Annotated in this window: 26 protein-coding genes; 9 read left to right on the forward strand and 17 right to left on the reverse strand. The window is 68.1% G+C overall.

Translation table 11 applies throughout. The features are described 5' to 3' along the window. Window positions 1-64 precede the first annotated feature (64 nt). The 3 genes from LI337_RS05475 to LI337_RS05485 form a co-directional block, all read right to left on the reverse strand. Entirely contained in the window at window positions 65-658 is a 594-nt protein-coding gene (locus tag LI337_RS05475) for a DUF7344 domain-containing protein (RefSeq protein ID WP_227228740.1), read from the reverse strand. A 177-nt stretch (window positions 659-835) separates the two neighbouring features. Further along, on the reverse strand, window positions 836-1693 hold the full coding sequence (locus LI337_RS05480) for a VOC family protein (protein ID WP_227228741.1): 858 nt from the start codon (window positions 1691-1693) through the stop codon (window positions 836-838). Window positions 1694-1766: 73 nt separating this feature from the next. Continuing rightward, complete coding sequence (locus tag LI337_RS05485; RefSeq protein WP_227228742.1) at window positions 1767-2237, reverse strand: twin-arginine translocation signal domain-containing protein; 471 nt, start codon at window positions 2235-2237, stop codon at window positions 1767-1769. Between the two features lie 111 nt (window positions 2238-2348). Here LI337_RS05485 and LI337_RS05490 point away from each other — a divergent pair, with 111 nt between their 5' ends. Continuing rightward, window positions 2349-3635 carry a glucose-6-phosphate isomerase gene (locus LI337_RS05490; RefSeq protein ID WP_227228743.1) on the forward strand — a complete coding sequence of 429 codons (1287 nt, stop codon included), beginning with the start codon at window positions 2349-2351 and terminating at the stop codon, window positions 3633-3635. A 26-nt stretch (window positions 3636-3661) separates the two neighbouring features. Here the strand turns inward: LI337_RS05490 and LI337_RS05495 are convergent, their stop codons facing one another. The 3 genes from LI337_RS05495 to LI337_RS05505 all read right to left on the reverse strand — a co-directional run bounded on the left by LI337_RS05495 (window position 3662) and on the right by LI337_RS05505 (window position 8114). Next, a complete protein-coding gene (locus tag LI337_RS05495; protein WP_227228744.1) occupies window positions 3662-4075 on the reverse strand; it encodes a DUF1648 domain-containing protein in 414 nt (137 codons plus the stop codon). 131 nt (window positions 4076-4206) lie between these two features. After that, window positions 4207-5718 (reverse strand): sulfatase family protein, encoded by a 1512-nt coding sequence (locus LI337_RS05500; protein ID WP_227228746.1) that lies wholly within the window; start codon window positions 5716-5718, stop codon window positions 4207-4209. A gap of 95 nt (window positions 5719-5813) precedes the next feature. Continuing rightward, complete coding sequence (locus LI337_RS05505) at window positions 5814-8114, reverse strand: hypothetical protein (protein ID WP_227228747.1); 2301 nt, start codon at window positions 8112-8114, stop codon at window positions 5814-5816. A gap of 213 nt (window positions 8115-8327) precedes the next feature. Between LI337_RS05505 and LI337_RS05510 the strand changes: the two genes are divergently transcribed. Next, on the forward strand, window positions 8328-9107 hold the full coding sequence (locus LI337_RS05510; RefSeq protein ID WP_227228748.1) for a hypothetical protein: 780 nt from the start codon (window positions 8328-8330) through the stop codon (window positions 9105-9107). 51 nt (window positions 9108-9158) lie between these two features. On the opposite strand, the gene LI337_RS05515 is transcribed toward LI337_RS05510, so the two are convergent. The 5 genes from LI337_RS05515 to LI337_RS05535 form a co-directional block, all read right to left on the reverse strand. After that, complete coding sequence (locus LI337_RS05515; protein WP_227228749.1) at window positions 9159-10169, reverse strand: AIR synthase family protein; 1011 nt, start codon at window positions 10167-10169, stop codon at window positions 9159-9161. Window positions 10170-10247: 78 nt separating this feature from the next. Beyond that, window positions 10248-10397, reverse strand: a complete 150-nt coding sequence (locus tag LI337_RS05520) for a DUF8106 domain-containing protein (RefSeq protein ID WP_227228750.1) — start codon at window positions 10395-10397, stop codon at window positions 10248-10250. A gap of 54 nt (window positions 10398-10451) precedes the next feature. Continuing rightward, entirely contained in the window at window positions 10452-10733 is a 282-nt protein-coding gene (locus LI337_RS05525; RefSeq protein WP_227228752.1) for a hypothetical protein, read from the reverse strand. A gap of 59 nt (window positions 10734-10792) precedes the next feature. Further along, complete coding sequence (locus tag LI337_RS05530; protein WP_227228753.1) at window positions 10793-11890, reverse strand: zinc-dependent alcohol dehydrogenase family protein; 1098 nt, start codon at window positions 11888-11890, stop codon at window positions 10793-10795. A 2-nt stretch (window positions 11891-11892) separates the two neighbouring features. Beyond that, the gene (locus LI337_RS05535) at window positions 11893-12387 is read right to left on the reverse strand and encodes a metal-dependent hydrolase (protein ID WP_227228755.1); all 495 of its coding nucleotides are present in this window, start codon (window positions 12385-12387) and stop codon (window positions 11893-11895) included. A gap of 181 nt (window positions 12388-12568) precedes the next feature. Between LI337_RS05535 and LI337_RS05540 the strand changes: the two genes are divergently transcribed. Together LI337_RS05540 and LI337_RS05545 are read left to right on the forward strand one after the other, a co-directional pair. Further along, window positions 12569-13753, forward strand: a complete 1185-nt coding sequence (locus LI337_RS05540) for a mechanosensitive ion channel family protein (protein ID WP_227228756.1) — start codon at window positions 12569-12571, stop codon at window positions 13751-13753. Between the two features lie 32 nt (window positions 13754-13785). Continuing rightward, on the forward strand, window positions 13786-14013 hold the full coding sequence (locus LI337_RS05545; protein WP_227228757.1) for a hypothetical protein: 228 nt from the start codon (window positions 13786-13788) through the stop codon (window positions 14011-14013). Between the two features lie 48 nt (window positions 14014-14061). Here LI337_RS05545 and hflX read toward each other — a convergent pair whose 3' ends face one another. The 3 genes from hflX to LI337_RS05560 all read right to left on the reverse strand — a co-directional run bounded on the left by hflX (window position 14062) and on the right by LI337_RS05560 (window position 16092). Continuing rightward, window positions 14062-15444, reverse strand: coding sequence for a GTPase HflX (gene hflX / locus LI337_RS05550; protein WP_227228758.1), 1383 nt, complete (start codon window positions 15442-15444; stop codon window positions 14062-14064). After that, entirely contained in the window at window positions 15441-15797 is a 357-nt protein-coding gene (locus LI337_RS05555; RefSeq protein ID WP_227228760.1) for a DUF2209 family protein, read from the reverse strand. Before LI337_RS05555 ends, hflX begins: the two co-directional genes overlap by 4 nt. Window positions 15798-15909: 112 nt before the next feature. Beyond that, window positions 15910-16092, reverse strand: coding sequence for a hypothetical protein (locus LI337_RS05560; protein ID WP_227228761.1), 183 nt, complete (start codon window positions 16090-16092; stop codon window positions 15910-15912). A gap of 132 nt (window positions 16093-16224) precedes the next feature. On the opposite strand from LI337_RS05560, the gene LI337_RS05565 reads away from it, so the two are divergent. Continuing rightward, complete coding sequence (locus LI337_RS05565) at window positions 16225-16539, forward strand: FUN14 domain-containing protein (protein ID WP_227228762.1); 315 nt, start codon at window positions 16225-16227, stop codon at window positions 16537-16539. Window positions 16540-16751: 212 nt separating this feature from the next. On the opposite strand, the gene LI337_RS05570 is transcribed toward LI337_RS05565, so the two are convergent. Beyond that, complete coding sequence (locus LI337_RS05570; protein WP_227228763.1) at window positions 16752-16985, reverse strand: hypothetical protein; 234 nt, start codon at window positions 16983-16985, stop codon at window positions 16752-16754. Between the two features lie 269 nt (window positions 16986-17254). Here LI337_RS05570 and LI337_RS05575 point away from each other — a divergent pair, with 269 nt between their 5' ends. Next, a complete protein-coding gene (locus LI337_RS05575) occupies window positions 17255-17425 on the forward strand; it encodes a hypothetical protein (RefSeq protein WP_227228764.1) in 171 nt (56 codons plus the stop codon). 55 nt (window positions 17426-17480) lie between these two features. On the opposite strand, the gene LI337_RS05580 is transcribed toward LI337_RS05575, so the two are convergent. After that, window positions 17481-18245 carry a bacteriorhodopsin gene (locus LI337_RS05580; protein ID WP_227228766.1) on the reverse strand — a complete coding sequence of 255 codons (765 nt, stop codon included), beginning with the start codon at window positions 18243-18245 and terminating at the stop codon, window positions 17481-17483. A 145-nt stretch (window positions 18246-18390) separates the two neighbouring features. On the opposite strand from LI337_RS05580, the gene LI337_RS05585 reads away from it, so the two are divergent. From LI337_RS05585 to LI337_RS05595, 3 genes are all read left to right on the forward strand, one after another. Then, window positions 18391-18735 carry a hypothetical protein gene (locus LI337_RS05585; protein ID WP_227228767.1) on the forward strand — a complete coding sequence of 115 codons (345 nt, stop codon included), beginning with the start codon at window positions 18391-18393 and terminating at the stop codon, window positions 18733-18735. A gap of 108 nt (window positions 18736-18843) precedes the next feature. Next, complete coding sequence (locus LI337_RS05590) at window positions 18844-19509, forward strand: 2,5-diamino-6-(ribosylamino)-4(3H)-pyrimidinone 5'-phosphate reductase (RefSeq protein ID WP_227228768.1); 666 nt, start codon at window positions 18844-18846, stop codon at window positions 19507-19509. Between the two features lie 88 nt (window positions 19510-19597). After that, a complete protein-coding gene (locus LI337_RS05595) occupies window positions 19598-20071 on the forward strand; it encodes an NUDIX domain-containing protein (RefSeq protein ID WP_227228769.1) in 474 nt (157 codons plus the stop codon). 42 nt (window positions 20072-20113) lie between these two features. On the opposite strand, the gene LI337_RS05600 is transcribed toward LI337_RS05595, so the two are convergent. Continuing rightward, entirely contained in the window at window positions 20114-20590 is a 477-nt protein-coding gene (locus tag LI337_RS05600; protein ID WP_227228770.1) for a GNAT family N-acetyltransferase, read from the reverse strand. Window positions 20591-20700: the final 110 nt, after the last annotated feature.

Raw genomic sequence — 20700 nt, forward strand, 5'->3', positions numbered from 1 at the left:
GTTGGTGAACTGGGGACGGAGACGAACGAGTTCGCTCTCGGCGGCGGCGATGGTCGGGGGGCGGTCAGTCGTCGTCGGCACCGGTCGTGCCCGCGGTCGGCGGCCCGGCGTCGGCCGGCCGGTCGGTGCCGCCGAGCAGGTTCCGGCGACTGTTGAGTGCGTGGAAGCCGGCCGAGATACCGAGGACGACCGTCACGAGTGCGGCGTAGGCGATGTCCGGCAGGAGCGTGAACGGTGCGATGTCGAGCCACGCAGCGACCACGAGCGCGAGACCGACCCCGGCTAGTCCGAGGTAGTAGTCGCTCCACGGGATGTCGTTCTTCGGGACGACTTCGAGGTACACGTCCAGTTCGCTGACCTTCTCGGTCAGCGTGACGACACCGCGATCACGGTTGTACTCCACGATACCGCAGTCGTCCAACTTCGGCAGGTGTGTCTGGTGGAGCGACGTGTACACCCGCTTGCGCTGTTTGTAGTTCAGTGCCTGAATCTCGACCCCGTTCTCCCACGCGGCGATCTGTTCGGCGAGGTCTCTGATCGTCGCCGGTCCGTCGTTCCGCTTCAGATAGTGGAGGACGTGTCGCCGCCGCTGATTCGACAGCATCGAGAAGATGACGTCCTTCGAGAGTTCGGACTCACCTGGGCGTGTGCGACTCATCAGTTGTTGATTGCTCATCTTTTTGTCCCCAGTTCGAACGTTCGCCGCGCTGTCCCGTCCCCGACATGGTGTCGAGAAGTGATATGACACCGACCGATATAAAGACACGCTATCGATACAATCCGTTTTTAAAGCTCGGCGTAACGACTGAACGACCTGTTAGGGGTTCGGTAAGGGTCACCTTACAGTGAACAGTCGCACCGACTCGGGGAGGCCCGAAACCGGACGACTGCGCCGACCGAACCACGACCGTTCTGTACTGTCGTCCGGAGTGGGCGAACCGTTCACCGGTGCGCCGGTCGCCTCGTGTGAACCGGTCGCCTCCAGCAGGTAGGCACACGGGATCGGACCGAACCGGTCACACCGTTGGGCGATCCAGTCGGGACCCGACGCGACCGAGACCGGGGCGTCGGGGAACTGCGCGACCCGGCCGAACGTCGGGTCGTCGTCGACCTGCGGCGCGCCGAGGTCGAACCCCTCGCGGAGCGTGGTGACCGCCTCGTCGAGGTCGGCGACGCCGACGACGACCTCCGCGACTCCGGTCGCGGGAACGCCGGCCGAGTCGGGGTCGAGTGGGTCGCCGACGCGCGCCTCGCGTGGGGTGTGGTCGCTGACGAGGAACGGACAGAGACCCCCCGGTGCCGACCGATCCGGCTCGTCGCTGCCGACGACCGCGAGGTCCCACGAGAGTTCCACGCCGTCGGGCCGCACGCGGCTGAACGTCTCCGGGTCTGTGACAGCGAGTCCCCGGTCGCGGAGTCGCGCCACGTCGGCGTCGATGTCGTCGGAGCGGATCGCCCACGCGGACGGCCCGGCGTCGTGTCGGATGGCGGCGTCCCACCACGGCGCGGTGCGGTCGAGGTCACGCGATGCGATCAGTTCAAGGTAGACGCCGTCCAGAAACGGGACGGTCGCCATGTGCGTGACGCCGTTGTCGTGGTCCCCGCCGGCAGTGGGCGGGAGTCCGGCGGCGGCGAAGGCTCGCTGGAGCGCATCGAGGTCACGGCCGGCGACCGTCACGTGATCGAGTTCCATGTCGGAGGCAGGCAGCATCGTCGCTTGAAGCTTCGGGCGAGCCGAGACAGCGAACAGACACCACGCCTCCGGATCACTCGTCGCTGCAGGTGACGTGCGTCGTGATGTGTGTCGGCGAGTCGATCGTCTCCCGGACGCGCAGGACCGGACAGTTGGCCGTCACCCACGGCGACTGGCTCCGACTGTCGTCGTCGTAGTCCACCTGGAGGAGGTACCGACCCGGTTCGACCTCGTAGTCGCCGAAGCCGATCTGGACACCGGGGTCCAGCGGGAACTCCCAGCGGTCGATCAGCGGCAGGTCGGTGTCGAAGTCCACGTCGGGGTCGACCGGTTCGGACTCGCCGGAGGCGGTCCCGGGCGAGTCGTCTGTCGCCCCCCCCCGGAGCGTCAACAGGACGGTTCGTCTGCTCGTGTCGGCGTTGTAGACCGAGTAGCCGAATCGGGGGGCTGGCCGAGGTGTGGGCGTGCCGAAGTCGGCCGAGCAGCCAGCGAGGAGGGACGCGCCGGCCAGCGCGGTAGCTCCGAGGAACGAGCGACGGTTCATAGCTCGGCTATCGCGCGCCGAGGAGATAAGTTCGCGTTGTGTGACAGTAGCTCTCCTGCTGGCGTCCGAACGACGACAACCGATTTACGCCTGCCCTGCGGGGTGGCGCGTATGCAAGTAGACATCGGCAACGTGCTGTCGGCGACCCCCGGCGTCTCGCGTGACGGCCTGGAGCGACTGGACGACGACGTGGCGGTCGCCCACGAGCGCATCGAGACGGGACGCGCGGACGCGGAACACGGCTACGCGAGTCTGAACCTCCCGGAGACGGTCGATACGGACGCTATCCGACAGGCCGTCTCGCGGTTCGACGATCCCGAAGCGATCGTCACGGTCGGCATCGGCGGGTCGGCGCTCGGCTCTGCGACGATCGACGCAGTCGTCGGCGGTGACGCCGAGACGTACTACCTCGACAACGTGGACCCCGAGGCGACGACCAGCCTCCTCGAGTCGCTCCCCCTCTCGGAGACGGTCGTCAACGTCGTCTCCCGGTCCGGCACGACCGCCGAGACGCTGGCGAACTTCCTCGTCGTCCGCGAGGCGATGGCCGACGCCGGCGTGGACTGGGCCGACCGGACACTCGTCACGACCGGCGAGTCCGGCAACCTCAGGGAACTGGCCGACCAGCACGACCTGCCCGCACTCGACGTGCCAGACGGTGTGCCGGGACGCTTCTCGGCGCTCTCGACGGTCGGTCTCGCGGTGCCGGCGTTGCAGGGTGCCGATCTGGACGCGATCGTGGCGGGCGCGCGGGCCGAGGCGGATCGGCTCTCGGGGTCGCTGTTCGAGTCGCCGGCGTACGCCTACGGCGCGACGAGTTACGCACTCACCCAGCGCGGGGCGTCGGTCAACGCGTTCGTGCCCTACACCGAGTCGCTGGAGTACTTCGCGGAGTGGTTCGCGCAACTGTGGGCCGAGAGTCTCGGGAAGGACGGACTCGGGCAGACGCCGGCCCGTGCGCTCGGCGCGACCGACCAGCACTCCCAACTGCAACTGTACCGCGCCGGCCCCCACGACAAACAGGTGACGTTGCTCCGGCCCCGCGAGCGCGACGATCACGGGATTCCCGAGACCGATCTGGAGGGCCTGTCGTACCTCGGCGGGTCGTCGCTCGGCGACCTGCTTGACGCGGAGTTCGAGGCGACCGAGGCGAGTCTCGCGGCGGCGGGTGTCCCGAACGTCCGGATCGAGGTGGACCGCGTGGACGCCCAGGGTATCGGCGAACTGCTGTACGCGATGGAGGCCGCCTGCGTGCTGTACGGCGAACTGGCGAACGTCTCGACGTTCACGCAACCGGCGGTCGAGTGGGGGAAGAAGGCCGCCCGCGGACTGCTCGGCGGCGGCGACTTCGCGGAGGCCGACGCCGTGGCCGACAAGACCCGACTCGTGATCGACTGACCGCGCTGTCTGGGCTCGCTCTCGGCTCAGATCGCTGTCGTCTCGCGGACGACGACGTAGGCCGCGAGGGCCAGCGACCACAACACCGCACCGCCGACCACGACCGACATCGGGACCGCGTAGCCGAGGTTCCAGCCGAGCACGAGCAGGTGGGCTCCGGCGAGCAGTCCCATCGTGGCGACGGTCACGGTCGGCATCGTCCGGGGGTCGTTCGGCGTGTCGACGCGCTCGGCGACTTTCAGGACGCCCAAGACACCGACCATGATGGCCGGCACCGACACCACGCCGACGAGACGCGGCACGTAGTTGTCCGGCGTTCCACTGGCGGAGAAGTGGACCGCGACGGTCGGCGGCAGCGTCGGGAGGAGTACCAGACCGACGACGAGAGTACCGGCGACGAGGGCGACCGAGAGGAGATCGGTACGACCGAACGCGACCATACGTCGTGGTCGAACGCTACCCGTTTGCCGGTTTCGCCAACTCGTGGAGTGAGAGAGTCAGCGAGTCCGTGATCCGACCACCTCGGTCGCGACGGTCGCGTCGGTCACCGTGATACGCGACCCCGGGGACCTTACCGGTAGCCGAGTGCCTCGAGACGGTCGTGAATCTCGGCCTCGTCGTCGTACTCGACCGTCTCCTCGCTCGTCTCACCCCGGCGCTCGGCGAGGACAGTCGCCATCTCCTCGGCCTGCGCTCGGAGGTCTGTGACGCGCTCTGGGCGCTCGCTCGCCAGATTGTGTCGTTCCTCGCGATCGGTCCGGAGATCGTACAGTTCCGTCGCCGGGGCGTGCTGGACACCGCAGTACCGGCAGACGGTGTCCCCTTCGACGAGGTAGATCAGTTTCTCCTCGCGCGTCCGGAGCATCCGCCGTCTTTGTGTGTGTGCCTCCTCGGCGAGGACGACCGACCTGTCGAGGGGTTCGCCGGCGTCGAGTGTCGGCCGCAGGGACAGGCCGTCCATCTCCGGGACGGGATCGAGATCGAGGTAGTCGAGCACGGTCGGTGCGACGTCGGTGAGTTGGACGAGGTCGTCGAACGTCGCCGGCGTGCCCGAGTAATTCGGCGGGTTGACGACGAACGGGATGCGGGTCGACACGTCGTAGAGGCCGTGGTGATCGTAGTAGATGCCGTGTTCGGTCAGTGACTCGCCGTGGTCCGAGAGCACGACCAGCAGCGTGTTCTCGAACTGGTCACGGGCGTCGAGCACGTCGATCAGCGCGCCGATGCGGCGGTCCACCTCGGTCACGGCCGCGTCGTAGTGTGCGCTGACGACCGCCGAAGACGGCTGATCGTCACCGAAGTAGTAGCGCTCTCGAACCTCCGGAAACGCGCCGCTGGTCACGAGGTCGTGAAAGTGCGTCGGGACGTGTTCGGCGACCCCGTGGAGTCGCTCTACTTCGTAGTCGTATCGGTCCAGATACTCCCGGACGAGGTTCGGATCGACGGCGTAGGGGACGTGGGTGTCCATCAGGTGGACGAAGGCGTAGCACGGGCCCGACTCCCCGACGAACGCGTCGAAGTCTCGGACGACCTCGTCGGGAGTGTCGTCGAAGTAGTCGTCGCCGACGTCGTTTCGGGCACCGAACAGGCGTTCACGCGTCGGTTCGAGAACACGCTGGTACGCGGTCGACCCGAGATCACGGAGCGTGGGGTGGATGGCGTCGAGGCGCGTGCCGATATCACTGTACTTCGTCTCGTCGGACTCGTCGAAGGCCGTCTCACGTTCGCCCGTGACAGGGTAGTGATCGAACCCGTTCCGGTGCCAGCGACCGAGCGGGCGGCCGAACTTCCCGGTTCGGTAGCCGGCGTCGGAGAGGAGTTCGGGGAGTTGGCCGGTCGTCTCGACGGCCGCCTTCTCCTCGTCGGTGATCCGGAAGCCGTGGTTGACGACGCCGTGTGAGAGAGGGTAACGGCCGGTCTGGATGCTCGTCACCGCCACGTCGGTCACGTTCGTCGTGCTGAAGGCCTCGGTGAAGGTCGCCGACCGCGAGGCGAGCGCGTCGAGGTTCGGCGTCAAGCCACGCGTGCCGACACGGTCGGCTCGGAGCGCGTCGGCGACGATCACGACGACGTTCGGTTGCATGACGGTCTCGTCGGGCTACGAGGTGTTAGCTATCGGTCGCCTACCCCCGGCGTAAGTCGCGCATAACGCGCGGCGAGGGGCAACCGGGCAGGCGATCAGTGCTCCACCAACCACGTCGAGACCACCGAGTCGATGTCCGACTGCACGGCCTCCAACTCCGGAATCGTCGCCGCGTTGTACGACCGCTTGCTCTGGTCGACGTGTCCAGGTACGATGTCGTGAGCCGCCATCGACAACTCGGCCAACTCCGCCTGTATCGCGGTTCCCTCCCACTCCGGCAGTCGAAGCTCCGAGACCACCGACTTCGAGAGACTCGACTTCCCGTTCGAGGCGATACTCCGGATGGTGCGCTGGTAGGGTGCGGAGTTCAGCAGGGCACACAGCAGGTGTGCCTCGCGCTCGTCGTCGGTGGCGACGAACATGCAGTGGTCGCCCGGCACCACCGGCTTCTCGCCCAGATCGGGGTCCTCGCGCGTCGAGACGACCGCGAAGTGGGGCTTGAACCCCAGCCGACACCAGACGACCTTGTAGTCGGCCCACGTGTAGTCGCCGAGGCCGAAGAGCGTGTAGAACGGCCCGCGATCCAGCCACGAGGACGCCCGCGACTCCAATCGCTCCCGGTTGGCCGCGAGGTAGTCGTAGGTCCGGGGGCACTGCTCTCGCAGTGTGGCCTCGTTGTCCTGCCCGATGCTGCGAAGGGGAACGAGTTGCAGGTCGTGGCCGAACAGGCCGAACTTGACGACGTGACGCGACTTGAGGTACGGGAAGACGTGCTCGGACTCGAGGCCGGCCAGTTGCTCGCGGTCCAGCGCGTACACCGCCTTCGCGTCGTCCTTCACCCCGTGCCGGATGGTGTGTGCGCACTCGCCCAGGGCGGCACGCTCCGCATCCGCCCGGACCCACGCCCCGGTCGGTGCCGTGGGATCGACCGCGACGAGGTCAGTGTCGGTCCGCGTGAGCGACGACCGGAGTGCCGACAGCGAGTCGAACCGCGGGTCTGCCTCGGCAGTCTCGGCGCTCTCGCCCGTCTCTGTCGCCGTCGACCACGCGGTCGTCGGCACCGGGAGCGAGGCGGCCGCCGGCGTGTCGTCGGCAGTCTCGCCACTTCCGGCGTCACCGTCGGCGAAGCACAGCGCGTACACCGCCGCGTCGGCTCTGACCTGTCGACCGAACGGCGAGAGCCCGGCGAAGTCGTGGACACTCGTCAGTCGGAGGTCACGGTCGCCGACCCGGAGCGACCGGAACGCCTTCCCCGCCGACCCGGTCAACAGGTCGCGCTTGAGCACGAAACTGGCGCGGGCGTCGTGTCCGGCCTCCGCGTCCAGATACCGGTCCAGACAGGCGAAGACGAACGCCACGCCCAGGTCGTCGTTCCCGTGCCCGAGGAGCGCGTGTTGCCCCTCGCGGGGGAACAGGTCGAGTGGCTCGACGACCTCGCTTCGCCAGCGAGTCTGCACGTCGTCCGGCAACCGATCCCACGTCAGCCACGGCGGGTTGCCGACCAGCGCGTCGACCGTCGGGACAGTCGGCGCGTTCGGGAACGAGGGGTCCGCGTCCGTCAACCCGACCACGTCACCGACCGCGACCGGGAGCGTGAGTTCCGGCTCGTCCACCTGCTGGAGTACCGGGGCGAGCGCGAGCAGGTAGGCGAGTCGGGCGCTCGTCACGGCGATGGGGTTCAGATCGATGCCGAGCACCGTGTCGGTGAGTCGCCGAAGCTGTTCTGCGGGGGGGACGCCACGCTCGGCGAGCAGTCGGCGTTTGCGGTCGAGCGTGACCGCGAGAAAGACACCGGAGCCACACCCCGGATCGAGGACGGTCGCGTCGGCCAACCAGTCGTCGGCAACGACGTCCGCGCCGGTCCGTGCGTCAGCACCGCCTGCGCCCGACCCGGTCAGTGCCGACACCGCGAGTTCGGCGACGCCGGGCGGGGTGTGGTACTCGCCGAGTGCCAGTCGACTCTCGCGCGGGACGACAGCCTCGTACAGTCGTCTGAGGTCTGCGACCCCGGTGTCAAGCAGAGTCTCGCCGTCGATCTCCGGCCCGACGACCGAGGCGACTCCGGACTCTCGACCGAGTCGGTCGGCGAGGTCCGCGAGGCGGTCGCCGAGGTCGCCTCCCTCGGCGCTGTCGGCGTCCCCGAGGTCGACACCGAGCGTCTCGGCGGCGACCGACAGCAGGCGACCGACGACGAACTCGTGGTAACAGCAGTCGAGAAACAGCGTCGTCGGATCCACGTCGTTGGCGGCCAGCGCGTCACCGTGGGCCGCTCGGAGGAACGAGAGCCACGCTGTCCGGACAGGGGCGACGTCGTCGTCTCGGTCGCGCGCGTACTCGTGGAACTGCCGGTAGGCGGCACTCTCGCGGTCCCACCGACCGATCGGAAGTCCGGTCACGGATCGCCACCTCGCGACCACGTCGAGAGTAGCACTGTCACCGCAGTCGACCGCCCGGCCGATTAAGTCTTGCCGGACAGGTTCCCGGCGGTCGGTGCTCGCAGAGAGGCGGCAGACCGGAAGACTGCAAGCCGACGAAGCTTGGCTGGAGTCCTGCTGGCCGACGACGCGGGACCGGACCACACTTGTCGGACGCCCGCGTCGGCCCGAGACATGGCCGAGGAACGACAGGCGACCTTCGGGTCCGACGGGAGTCTCGACACCGAGACGCCGCCGGAGGCGCGCGAGGGGACCACCGACTGGGGCGAACCGAAGGACGACGACGAGACCGACGGCGGCTACAACCGGTACGCCGTCTCCAGTCTGCTCCAGAAGGCCGTGAGACGCTCCGACGAGGCGGTCGCGGCGTGGGCCGCGTGGGAGCTCGCCCGGTCGGGCTACGCGTGGAACCTCTGGGACCGCCTCCACCTCTACGTCGTCGAGGACCTCCGTGCCGGCCAGCAGGTCGCCCTCCTCGTGGAACGCTACGAGACGCTGGCGACCGACCGCTGGGAACCGGCCTCCTGGAAGGGTCGACTCTGTGCGATCCACGCCGCCTTGACCTGTGCGCGGGCGACCTCCTCGCGGGAGGCGGCGAACGCCGACGAGTTCTTCCGCAACGCGGCGGCCGCCCGCGCCGAGGCACGCGAGACGGGTGACGATCCTGCCGTCGACTTCCCGGTCGGCGACCTCAACCCCGGCGGCGAGTACGACGTGATCTTCGACCAGCACACCGGCGAGGGTGCCCGACAGGATCGCGGGGAACGCTTCTTCAAGACGTTCGGTGCCCGCGTCGGCCCGGAGGGCGAAGACGAGTTGAGTGCGCGCTGGCAACGACTGAACATGGTGCTGTCGGACGTCGAGTACGACGAGCACGAGATCGACCACGCGGTCGCGCCGGTCGACGCCGACGACCGGTGGGGCGACCCACGGGACACGTCCGACGAGGAGTGACGGGAGACGTCCGACGCCGGCGACACGTTCGCGACACTCGACGTCGGTCGATCACTCCCAGAGTCGGTACATCTCGTCGCGCGGAACCTCGGTGACGAACGCCTCGTCCAGCAGGAGGCCGGCGCTGTCTGTGTCAGCTTCGGTCTCGGGGTCGGCCACGCTTGCCGGGTCCCGCACGCGACCGATCTCGCTCGCCTCGATTCCGTCGTCGTCCAGCGCAGTGAGTGCCGCGTCGGTCTCCTCGGCAGGCACGGTCACGGCGAGCGCACCGGAGCCGAGCACCCGGAGTGGGTCGACGCCGACCGCGTCACACAGCAGGCGCGTCTCCTCCCGGATCGGGACCGCGTCGCGCTCTACGTCGAGGACGACCTCCGAGGCGCGGGCGAGTTCGACGAGTCCGGCGACGACACCGCCCTCGGTCGGGTCGTGCATCGCGGCGGCGACCGGCGACAGCACGGCCGACTCGGGCATCACGCTCAGGTCGCCGAAGAACGACTCGGCACGCTCGAAGACGGTCGGATCGGTCGTGCCGGCCTGCTCGATCCGGTCGCGGAAGTCGGTCGCCAGCACCGCCGTCGCCTCGATACCGGCCCCCTTCGTCAGGAGGACGCTGTCGCCGACCTCGGCTCCGCCGGTCGGGACGTAGCGGTCGGCCGGTCCCATGCAGGTCAAGGAGAGCAGTGGCCGCTCCAGCGCCGGCACGCTCTCGGTATGGCCGCCGACGATAGCGACACCGAGTCGCTTCCCTTCGCGGTCCAGTTGGTCGGTGATCGACTCGACGAGGTCGGGATCGAGGTCGGGGAGGAGAATCGTCGACGTGACGAACGACGGGACGCCACCCGAGGCGGCCACGTCGTTCGCGGCGACGTTCATCGCCAGCGTCCCGATGCGGTCGGCCGCCAGCGATATGGGGTCGGTGGAGACGACCAGCGTCCCCGCGTCGAGGTCGATGGCCGCCGCGTCCTCGCCGAACGAGGGACCGACGCGCACCCGGTCGTCCGGCGCGCCGGTCCGCGCGAAGACGTACCGGGCGAGGTCGTCGGGCGTCAGCTTTCCGCTCATGGCCCGTGGTTGTGGCGTCGCGGTCTTGTGCCTTCCCGTCTCGCGTCGCACCCCCGACGACTCACGGGGAACCCCCGACTACCCTCGGTTGTGGACGTTCGTACTCCCACACTCCGGACACCGCGTCACGGTTCGACTCGACGAGAGCGCGACGCGCTCCCACTCGTCGCTGCCGACCGGTGCCTCGAACCCGCAGGTGTCGCACGACAGCAGGCTCTCTGTCGACATACGACCCGAGATACGTCCCGATACTACAAAAATCTCGGTCCGGCTCCGGCGGCGTCAGTCCAGCAGTCCCACGCCGACGAGGACCGACAGGAAGACGAGCAGCCCCGCCAGCAACGCCAAGAGAACTACCAGGCGTTCTGTCGGGGTCTGCGGGCGGGTCGGCAGCGAGCGTTCGAACGTGACACCGAGTGCCGTCCTGACCGCGACCGTCAACAGGAGTCCGAAGACGACGCGGCCCGAGAGCCACCACGCGACGAGCCCCAGCAGTCCGCCGAGTAGGACGCCCGCGAGCAACCCCGAGCCAACCGGATACCGCCGGGTCGTGGGTTCGGACACGGTCTCCCTACGTCGTCACCGACCGAGAAGATGGGGCCGGACTCGTCCGGGACCGTCCGTCAGTTCTCGAAGTCGGTCACGACCTCGACACCGTCGGTCCCGTAGTCGGTCATCGCGGCGAGTCGATCTGAGACGTCCGACAGCGCGACCTCTCGGCTCACCAGTGCGCCGGGGTCGACGTCCGACCGACCGACGAACCGCAGGAGATCGTCGGCCCGCGTCGGCGGCATCCCGCGCGAACCGAGGACGTCGACGGACTGCATGGCGATCCGGTCGACCGGGAGCGCGATCTCCCCGCGTTCCGCGTCGGTCGTCAACCCGAGTTGGACGTGCTGGCCCCGGCGGCGGAGAGAGGCGACCGAGTTCCGGCAGGTCTCCGCGACGCCCAGCGCGTCCACCGAGACGTGGGCCCCGCCGTCCGTCTCGGCGCGGACGGCGGCCGGGACACCCGCCGCTGGGTCGCCGGGCGTCGCGTCCCCGGCGACCGCGCTGGCGTCGACGACCACCTCAGCGCCGAGGTCGCGGGCGCGGGCCAGTTTCCCGTCGGCGATGTCGACCGCGACGACGCGAGCGCCGAGGGCGTCACCGATCTGGACCGCCGAGAGGCCGACGCCGCCACAGCCGTGGACCGCGAGCCAGTCACCCGGCCCGAGGTCGGCGCGGGCCGACAGTGCGTGGAAGGCGGTCATGAACCGACAGCCCAGTGCGGCCACGTCGCGGGGCGACACGCCATCTGGCAGGCGAATTGCGTTGTAGTCGGCGCTCGGCAGGTGGACCTGTTCGGCGAAGGCCCCCTGTGCCGCCTGCTCGAAGCCGAGTGCCAACCCGTCGGAACAGACGTTGCCGTGACCGGTCCGGCACTGCGGACAGGTGCCGTCCCCGAGGTTGAACGGGACCGCCACGCGGTCGCCTGCCCGGAGCGTCTCGACCTGCTCGCCGACCGCGAGCACCTCCCCCGCCGGTTCGTGCCCGAGAATCTGCCCCGGCGACACCCGGTCGTCGGCCCACTCCCCGTGGCCCTGCCAGGCGTGCCAGTCAGACCGACAGACGCCGCAGGCGTCGACGCGGACGACTGCCCCGTCCCGAGCAGGGTCCGGTGCCGGCACGTCTTCGATCGCGAGCGGTTCGCCGTACTCGTGGAGGATAGCGGCACGCATGGTCACACCGGGATCCGGAACGCGACGACCGTCGCGGCCGCGACCGCGAAGACGCCCAGTCCGAACAGCGCGTAGTTCGCCACGGTGCTGTCGGCCGGCGTGACCGACAGGGTGTACTCGTACGAGGAGAGCGGCCAGAGGTAGTTGACGCCGGCCGGCGTGAGCGTGTCGCCGACGAGGTGGGCGACCACGGTGACGAACCCGAGTAGAAACCCGAAGGTGCCGAGACCGAACGAGTAGCCGAGCGACACCTGCGACCCGACGAGCGTGCCGACCGCGCCGAAGACGAGTCCGACGAGACCGGCGAAGAGCAGCGAGTGGGTCGGCCCGCGATGCGGAACGCCGGGAATCCGGTGGTCCACGTCGGGGAGCATCGCCAGCCAGCACATCACGCCGCCGGTGAGGAAGGCGAGTTCGGTGTGACCGGCGCGGACCAGCCAGAAGCCGATCGGTGCGAAGACGAGCAACGAGACGCCGAGGTGCCCCTTCCGATACATGCACCGAGGTGTGGACGCGACCGGCAAATAGCCCCCGGCCGTCTGCTGGCGGTTCGGTCGATGGGTCCCGCCGCTCGGTGGACGACCGCCGGTGAGTGCCTCCCGCCGGAGACAGACGCCGGTGGGGACACGCGACATCGCAGGGAAACGGTTATTCCCGACGGTGGCGAGGTAGGACGGTATGGCAGACGCGACGACGTTCCTCGACACCCTCCCGCCGTGGCAGGCGATCACGCTCGTCGTCGGGTTGTCACTCGCCGGCGCGGTCGTCTTCGAGTTCGTGCTCGTCCGACTCGCGAAGCGATACGTCTCGAAGACCGACACGCAGTTCGACAACATCCTCGTGCAGGAACTCCGTCTCCCGCTCGTCGTCACTATCGCGCTCGCGGGCCTGTTCTTGCTCCAGTTCTGGGCCCCGAACGTCGTCGCCGCCCTCCCGCTGACCGAGGCGCAGGTGTCGGCGTTCTTCAACCGCCCGGCGGCCACCATCGTCGTCCTCGTGTGGGCGTGGGCGCTGAACCAGATCGTCAACCGGGGCGTCGAAGCAGTGAAAGACAAGGGCCCGCGCTACGACTTCGCGCCGGTCTTCTCGAACATCTGGACGCTGGTCGTCCTCGTCGGCGCGTTCGGCATCGTCCTCACCATCTTCGACATCGAGATCACGCCACTGCTCGGGGCGGCCGGCGTGGCGGGCATCGCGGTCGGCTTCGCCGCGAAGGACACCGTCGCCAACTTCTTCGGCGGGGTCGCGCTCTACTTCGACGACACCTACAAGATCGGCGACTTCATCGAACTCGACTCCGGCGAGAAGGGGAGCGTCGTCAAGGTCGGTATCCGCTCGACGACACTACTCACGCGCGACGAGGTGCTCATCACGGTCCCGAACTCGGTGCTCAACGCCGCGAAGATCATCAACCAGTCCGCGCCACAGCGCCGGAAGCGAATCAGGGTTCCCATCGGCGTCGGCTACGGCACCGATTTGGACGAGTTCGAGGCACTGATGGGGGAGATCGCGGCCGAGGAGTCGCTCGTGCTGGACACACCCAAGCCACGGATGCGGTTCCGGAGTTTCGGCGACTCGGCGCTGGAGTACGAACTGCTCTGCTGGGTCAACAGCCCCACGCGGGAGGCGAAGGCGAAGCACGAACTGAACCGTGCGATCTACCAGCGACTGAACGGCGCCGGCATCGAGATCCCGTTCCCGAAACGGGACGTGTCGGTCTCGGGCGGCGGACTGCCGGAGAGACGCGACCGCGACGGTGCCGAGCGACCGGTGGTCCCGTCGGAGGCGACCGACGGCGGGTCGGACGCGCCGGCCGAACGCGCTGGAACCGACACCGCCGCGCGAGCGACCCGCGACGAGTGAGTTTTACGGCGGTCGGGTGTCTCGGTCCGGTCGTGTTCAGTCTCGCGCCCGGTTCGGTCGTCGATCTGTTCGGGTCCGGTCCCGGTCTCTGGTCCGGTCCCTGGCTGCTCGGCGTGCCACTCGGTCTCGGCCCGATCGACGCGCTGATCGACGTGTTCGGCCCGTTCGTGATCCCGGTCCTGTTGTTCGCCGTCGGCATCGTCGGCTATCTGCTCTTGCTGGCGCTCGGCCGAGCAGGCATCATCGGGAGGGGTGACTGAGCGACAGACGGGACGCGTGGCCGACGAATCGACGCCGTCGACGGTCGCTCAGGCCGAGGGCCCGCCGTCGGTCTGTGCCGGTTCGTCGGTCTGCGCCGATCGCTCGCGCTGCGCTTCGGTCGCCTCCTCGCCCGCCGAAGTCGTCAGTCGCTCTGCTTTCGACCGGGCCTGCTCGACGACGGCGGGACTGGCCTCGAACGCCAGTGTCACGTGGTCGTCGTCGTACGTCTCGGTCTCGACGTGGCCGTGGTCGTGGATCCACGAGACCAGACTCATCGTGTCGTCGGTCATCGGGAGCAGGAGGCGTTCCTCGCGCCAGTCCGGCAGTTCCGCCTCGACGCGGTCGCGGAGTGCGTCGACGTTCTCGCCGGTCAGCCCCGAGACCGTCACCGGATTCGGGGCGAGTGCGGTCAGGGCGTCCTGCTTGCGCGCTAACTCCTCGGGGTCGACGCGGTCGATCTTGTTCAGCACCGTGACGATGGGGGCCTCGTTGCGCTGGTAGAGCGTGTCGTGACAGGTGACGAGTTTCTCACGCATCTGCTCGACCGACTCGCTGGCGTCCACGACGAGGAGGACGAGGTCGGCCCGGTACACCGAATCGAGGGTGGACTGGAACGACTCGACCAACCAGTGCGGGAGGTCGGAGACGAACCCGACCGTGTCCGTCAACAGGACGTTTCGTTTGCCGGTCTCGGCCCGGCGGGTCGTGGTGCCGAGCGTCGTGAACAGTCGATCCTCGGACTCGGCGGTCCGCTGGAGGTCCGGGTGCCGGTTCTCGTTCTCGTCGACGTCCAACTCGGCTGCGAGTTGCCGGAGGAGGGTGGACTTCCCGGCGTTCGTGTAGCCCGCCAGCGCAACGAGGTCGAAGCCCGACTCCCGGCGCTGTTCCCGGCGGGTCTCCTCCTTGTCGGCGATGGCGTCCAGTTCGTCGGTGATGTTGCTGATCTGGGCCTTGATGTCGCGTTCGCGCGACTCGTCGTACTCGCCGAGCCCCATGAAGCCGGGGCGCTCGTCGCGCTTGGCGAGCGAGGCTTTCGCCTCGGCACGCGGGAGTTCGTACCGGAGCTCCGCGAGTTCGACCTGTAGCTGTGCCTTCCGGGTCTGTGCTCGCTGGCCGAATATCTCGAGGATCAGCGTGAACCGGTCGATCACCTCGACGCCCTCCGGTAGCTTTCCGCCGATGTTGTACGTCTGGTAGGGCCCGAGGCGGTTGTCGACGATGACGACCGACGCGTCAGTCTCGGCGACCAGCGCGGCGAGTTCCTCGACTTTGCCCTCGCCGAAGTGGAAGGCGGCGTCCTCTTTCCGGCGCTGGGTGAGTTCGCCGACGACCTCGTAGCCCGCAGAGCGGGCGAGGTCGGTGATCTCGCTCGTGTCGGCTGTCGCGCCCGAGTCGACTCGTTTCGCGATGACGGCTCGCTCGTCGCTCATAACAGTAGTTCCCTCGCGGCGTACGCGGCGTGGTGTGCGGCCTGCACTGTCTCCCGTTCGGCTATGCTCTCGATGTACTTGAACGCTGGTTCGAATTCGAGACTCACGATCTCTGCTGGCTCCTCGTAGAACTCCCCGTCCTCGGCGACGACCGGCCCCTCGGGGGGCGTCGGCAGTCGGTCGACCGCCTCGGCGGCGAGTGCGAGTGTCGCGTCCAGCGTCGGCCGGGCGCGACTCGTGGCGAATCCCATCCCCTCGACGCGACGGATGCGCGTCGAGTCGACCGTCGCGTGGACGGCGGCGGCGACCATCAGGTACTCGCCGGCCTCCTCGTGGCGACCGCTGATGTCCACGCCGACGACCTCAGGGACGGGAACCGTCCACCTCGCGTTCGGGGAGCATACTCGCGCGTAGGTGTCCGGCGGACTTGAAGCTTCCCGGCGGGACCGCTCCTCGGTCGAGGACCTATCGGTTCTCCTCTGGCTGAGCGGGCCGGACGTTGTCCCAGACGATGGTCCCGAGGACACCGGTCACCAGTGCGAGTGCGACGGCGGTCGCGGGCGAGAACGCCATCGAGAGCGTGGCGAAGGCGATGACCGCCAGCAGGGCGAGTGCCGCGTCGAGTCGTCTGCGGAGGGCGGGGTCCATACCAGCCGCATCTAGGTGCTCGGCAAAAAAGCCGGTGGTCGGGGTGGCGGAGGAACGAAATCGGGTGCCGGCGATGGGGTAGAACGTCGGACCGCCACAAAGGTCTTAAGCGTCACGCGCGCACCGGCAGGTATGGAGATCGACTTCACCCAACTCGGTATCGAGGCCGGGAGCGGTGGCATCATCGGCGGCATCATCGGCTTCGCCGCCAAGAAGATCGCCAAGATTCTGGCGGTCATCGTCGGCCTCGAACTCGCCCTGTTCAAGTTCCTCGAATCGCGCGGCATCCTCACGGTCGACTGGGAGAAGCTGACGGCCGGTGTCGTGGAGTCCACACAGGAGGCGGCCGCCGGCACGCCGCCCTCGTGGGTCCAGACGGTCCTCTCGACGCTGTCCATCTCGGGCGGCTTCGCAGCCGGCTTCTTCCTCGGCTTCAAGAAGGGATAACGCGGGCCGCGGTCGGGACGGGATCGGTCGGGGTCGCCCTCCGCTTTTAGAGGTCGTAAGTCTGTGTGCTCGGTCGCCTCGTCGAGTGTTCTCCGGCGGTACCGGCTTGACTGCGACGGTACTGCGACCGCAGACCACGGCGACGGCACTGCGACCGATCCGACCGAGGTGTCTGCGACCGAGTCGACCGCGTTTACGTCACAAACCGCGACTCAGCCACGCAGATTCAGCACCGACAGACCGACGCCGACCGCACAGACGAAGTTCAGCGCGACGATGCTCCAGAACACCGGGAAGAAGCCCAGTCCCGTGAGCGACTGGATCGCCGGGAGCGCGAACAGCGACCCGACGCCGACGACGAGGAACCCCACCAGGCCGACGACCGCGAGCGTGTTCAGCGGCGCTGGGTCGACGAAGTCCTCGCCGGGCGTGTCCGGATTAGCCACGGCACACCTCCGGTCGCGTCGGCGGTCGGCGGTCGGCTGGCGCTACTCCCGTGGTCGCTCGGCCGTCGTCGGTGGCTCGAATCATGTCGTGGTGTCGTCCCGTCGGTGTCGGTGTCTCATCTGTTCGTCGGTCGTGTGTCGCAAGCGAGACGGTTCGGGGTCCGTCGCGGAGCGCCGACGGCACGGGTCTATCGTCCTCCGGCCGCGGCGCGGGGCGAACGCGTGCCGGCTTCGGTAGGCGTTTGTGACCTCCGGCCGTGGGTCCCGTCATGGAGACACGGCAACTGGTGATCGCGGCACACGCGTTGTTCGGACTGGTTTGGGTCGGCTTCGGTGCGCTCGCTGGCGTGCAGGGGAACTACATCCCGATGTTCGCCAACGTCGCAGTCGGGTGTGGTATCGCCGTCGTCGGCGTCGTTCTCGCACGACGCTTCGCCTGATCTGGGTCGTCACAAAAAAGACCGCCGAGTCGTTCGGTGGCTGTCGCGTCTCGCGTCAGTCCGCAGTGGCTTCCGCCGACGGTTCCGGTGCGGACGGTTCCTCACCGAGGATGGCACGGCTGCGGAGCAGGATGAACCCGAATCCGACCTTCGCCAGCACGTCGAGCACCATGAAGAGCAGGGTCTCGCCGAACAGGCCGACGAGTCCGAGCCCCTCGGTGCCGACGAGCCAGAGGACCGGGTAGACGCTCCACAGCACGAGGATGACGTTCCTGAGTATGTTGAACGTGGACTGGGTGTCCGCGTCCTTCTCTGCGGCCGCGCGGCCGAGGTTGACGTACAGGAAGTACAGGATGAAGATCAGCGCGATGGTGCTGATCGTCCACCAGACGTACCGGAACGTGGGCACCTTCGTCAGCGCGCCGACGAGACCGGTGATGATCATGAAGGCGTCGAGCCCGATCAGGGCACCGATGGTGTTGCGGTCAGCGCCTGCCAGCAGCGCGATGTCGAGCAGTAGCAGGGGCGTCGTGAACAGCCAGTCGGCGTAGCGCGCCCAGTAGATCTCCAGTACGGTTCCGTTGGTGAGTTCGACCCCGGTCAGCCCGAAGCCGAAGAACATCGACAGGTACGATGCGGCGGCGATCCCCGGAATGAGGATCGTGATGATGTAGTACTCCTGCTGTCTCGGATCTTCGACTCCCCATCCCTTGGCGAGGAAGTACACGGTTCCGAGTAACATCAGGACTGTACCCAAGCCGAGCCAGACACGCTCTGCCCCGACTTCGACCGCTGTTTGCAGTGCTATGATCTCCAGCATACACAACCAATGTGGGACTATTGCATATTAAATGTAACCCAGACAGAGAGACCCTCCACCTTCCCTCGTTTATAAGTACGTGGATGCTGTACATCCTTCTTCTCCGACCCCGAGATTGATGTGGGTACGGCACCTGTCAACAGCTATGGCAGACTCCAGTGAGACGACGACAGAGGAACAGGAAGACGAGTTGGAAGTAGAGGCGGTCGAGTCGGAGAACGACGCCGACGAGGCGACACTCGACATGGACGCAGTCGCCGAGAGAGAAGGGGAGACCGACACGGAGGCGCTTCGGGAGCGCATCGAGGAACAACAGGCGGAGATCGACGAACTACAGGACCTCCTCCTCGACCTGTCGGTTCGCGTGGCCGACGACAAGGGGATGGGCGTCTGCCCGGACTGTCACGGGCCGGTGATGAAGCGGAAGCGACTCATCCGGCGCAGCACCATCGAGTGTGCCCGGTGTGATCGCGTCTTCCACGAGTACTGACCCGGGGCGTCCGACCACGGCCGGTACTCCCCGTCACGTCCGGGAATCGTCGCCCGACGGCCGGCCGGACGGGGAACTGTTTTGCACCCTCCGTCGGAACCGACGGGTATGGACGTCGTCGTCAACGCCGCCGTCAGCGCGGACGGGAAACTCTCCTCGCGCCGGCGGGAACAGATCGCCATCTCCGGGTCGGCGGACTTCGACCGGGTGGACCGCATCCGGGCCGCCGCAGACGCGGTGCTCGTCGGTATCGGCACCGTCCTCGCGGACGATCCCCACCTCACGCTCGACGAGGAGGACCGGAGGGTCCAGCGACTCCGGGCCGGCCGCTCCGGCAACCCGGCCCGCGTCGTCGTCGACTCACGCGCGAGAACGCCGCCGGACGCTCGCATCCTCGACGACGAGGCGACGACCTACGTCCTCGTCGCCGAGACCGCAGCAGAGGACCGGCTAGCCGCCCTCCGCGAGGCGGGCGCGGCGGTGATCGTCGCCGGCGAGGAACGCGTCGACCTGTCTGCTGCACTCGCGGAACTGGCGTCGACCGGCGACGTGGATCGCCTGATGGTCGAGGGTGGCGGCGAGATCATCTTCTCGCTGTTCGCCGACGACCTCGTGGACGAACTCACCCTGTACGTCGGGTCGCTGGTGATCGGTGGCCGGGACGCGCCGACGCTGGCCGACGGCGAGGGGTTCGTCGACGACTTCCCCCGACTGGCGCTGACCGGCGTCGAGCGACTCGGCGACGGGGTGGTGCTGTCCTACGAGGTCGAGTGACGGAGATGGCGACCGCCGGTGTCGCCGGCCGTCGAGTCGGGGCGATCCGAATGGCAAGCCCGAAGCCGCCGGCCTCGAACCGGCGTGCATGGAGACGACACGGCACTTCGTCGCAACCTGCTACGTGGTGGTCGACGGCGCGGTCGCACTGCACGAACACGACCGACTCGGCCTGACGCTCCCGCCGGGCGGCCACGTCGACCGCGACGAACTGCCCCACGAGACCGCGATCCGGGAGACCCACGAGGAGACCGGCATCGAACCGACGCTGGTGACCGACCACGACACCGGCGTCACCTCGCCGACCGTCGAGCCACTGCCGCGTCCGCGACATCTCCTGCTCGAAGACATCAACGTCTGTGACGGGGCGGTCGGCCACCAGCACATCGACCACGTCTACTACGGCGTCGCCGAGACACGCGACATCGACCCGGCGGGCGACGACGAGGAACCGCCGGCCGTCTGGGACTGGTACGACGCAGACGACCTCCGGCGGGCCGACCTCGACGGCGACGTGGCGCAGTTGGGACTGGAGGCCATCGAACTCGCCGAGCGGTCGTGAGAGCGACGAGAACGTGAGTCACCGTCGCGACGAACGCGGGCGTCAGCGACGCAGGAGTTCGGAGAGGCGGTTCCGGATACCGCCGGACTCGCCGAGTTTGAGGTAGTAGGCGTCGCCGCCGTCCTCGTAGTAGTTGTCGATCCGGCGTTTGATGTCGAAGCCGAGATACTGGTAGAAGCCGAGCGCCGACTCGTTCGTCGTACGCGCGTGACAGGAGACGGACCGGTGGTCGTCGGCGACCTCGGCGACGAGTCGCTGGCCGTAGCCGTCGCCACGGAACTCGGGGGCGACCGCCAGAAAGAGGATGTAGCCGTCCCGGCGGACCGAGGCGAAGGCGACCAGTCGGTCGTCGACGAACAGCAGGTGGGTCTCGGATCGGCGGTAGGCGTCCCGGAAGAAGCCGCGTCGCTGTTTCAACACACCCTCCTCGCGGCGGATGCGTTCTTTCAGGTCCCACGCGGCCTCGACGTGGTCGTCGGAGCCGGGACCGTCGATCCGTTTCTCGACGTTGACGCTCACTGTCTCCCAATAGCGTGGTAGAAGAACATAACTCCACCGTCACCTCGGCGCGCCGTTCACCACGGAGTCGGACCGAATCGGACACGAACCCGAACACTTTGGATGCTTCG

It is taken from the genome of Salinirubrum litoreum (assembly GCF_020567425.1).
Classification (GTDB): domain Archaea; phylum Halobacteriota; class Halobacteria; order Halobacteriales; family Haloferacaceae; genus Salinirubrum; species Salinirubrum litoreum.

Bases quoted from the DNA above. Each gene is read 5' to 3' on its own strand.
- LI337_RS05585 (WP_227228767.1), top strand. From the start codon at position 18,391: ATGGCAGACTCCAGTGAGACGACGACAGAGGAACAGGAAGACGAGTTG.
- hflX (WP_227228758.1), bottom strand. From the start codon at position 15,444: ATGAGCGACGAGCGAGCCGTCATCGCGAAACGAGTCGACTCGGGCGCG.
- LI337_RS05495 (WP_227228744.1), bottom strand. From the start codon at position 4,075: ATGGTCGCGTTCGGTCGTACCGATCTCCTCTCGGTCGCCCTCGTCGCC.
- LI337_RS05580 (WP_227228766.1), bottom strand. From the start codon at position 18,245: ATGCTGGAGATCATAGCACTGCAAACAGCGGTCGAAGTCGGGGCAGAG.
- LI337_RS05485 (WP_227228742.1), bottom strand. From the start codon at position 2,237: ATGAACCGTCGCTCGTTCCTCGGAGCTACCGCGCTGGCCGGCGCGTCC.
- LI337_RS05535 (WP_227228755.1), bottom strand. From the start codon at position 12,387: ATGTATCGGAAGGGGCACCTCGGCGTCTCGTTGCTCGTCTTCGCACCG.
- LI337_RS05500 (WP_227228746.1), bottom strand. From the start codon at position 5,718: ATGCAACCGAACGTCGTCGTGATCGTCGCCGACGCGCTCCGAGCCGAC.
- LI337_RS05480 (WP_227228741.1), bottom strand. From the start codon at position 1,693: ATGGAACTCGATCACGTGACGGTCGCCGGCCGTGACCTCGATGCGCTC.
- LI337_RS05590 (WP_227228768.1), top strand. From the start codon at position 18,844: ATGGACGTCGTCGTCAACGCCGCCGTCAGCGCGGACGGGAAACTCTCC.
- LI337_RS05540 (WP_227228756.1), top strand. From the start codon at position 12,569: ATGGCAGACGCGACGACGTTCCTCGACACCCTCCCGCCGTGGCAGGCG.
- LI337_RS05475 (WP_227228740.1), bottom strand. From the start codon at position 658: ATGAGTCGCACACGCCCAGGTGAGTCCGAACTCTCGAAGGACGTCATC.
- LI337_RS05595 (WP_227228769.1), top strand. From the start codon at position 19,598: ATGGAGACGACACGGCACTTCGTCGCAACCTGCTACGTGGTGGTCGAC.
- LI337_RS05565 (WP_227228762.1), top strand. From the start codon at position 16,225: ATGGAGATCGACTTCACCCAACTCGGTATCGAGGCCGGGAGCGGTGGC.
- LI337_RS05575 (WP_227228764.1), top strand. From the start codon at position 17,255: ATGGAGACACGGCAACTGGTGATCGCGGCACACGCGTTGTTCGGACTG.
- LI337_RS05490 (WP_227228743.1), top strand. From the start codon at position 2,349: ATGCAAGTAGACATCGGCAACGTGCTGTCGGCGACCCCCGGCGTCTCG.
- LI337_RS05520 (WP_227228750.1), bottom strand. From the start codon at position 10,397: ATGTCGACAGAGAGCCTGCTGTCGTGCGACACCTGCGGGTTCGAGGCA.
- LI337_RS05510 (WP_227228748.1), top strand. From the start codon at position 8,328: ATGGCCGAGGAACGACAGGCGACCTTCGGGTCCGACGGGAGTCTCGAC.
- LI337_RS05530 (WP_227228753.1), bottom strand. From the start codon at position 11,890: ATGCGTGCCGCTATCCTCCACGAGTACGGCGAACCGCTCGCGATCGAA.
- LI337_RS05515 (WP_227228749.1), bottom strand. From the start codon at position 10,169: ATGAGCGGAAAGCTGACGCCCGACGACCTCGCCCGGTACGTCTTCGCG.
- LI337_RS05560 (WP_227228761.1), bottom strand. From the start codon at position 16,092: ATGGACCCCGCCCTCCGCAGACGACTCGACGCGGCACTCGCCCTGCTG.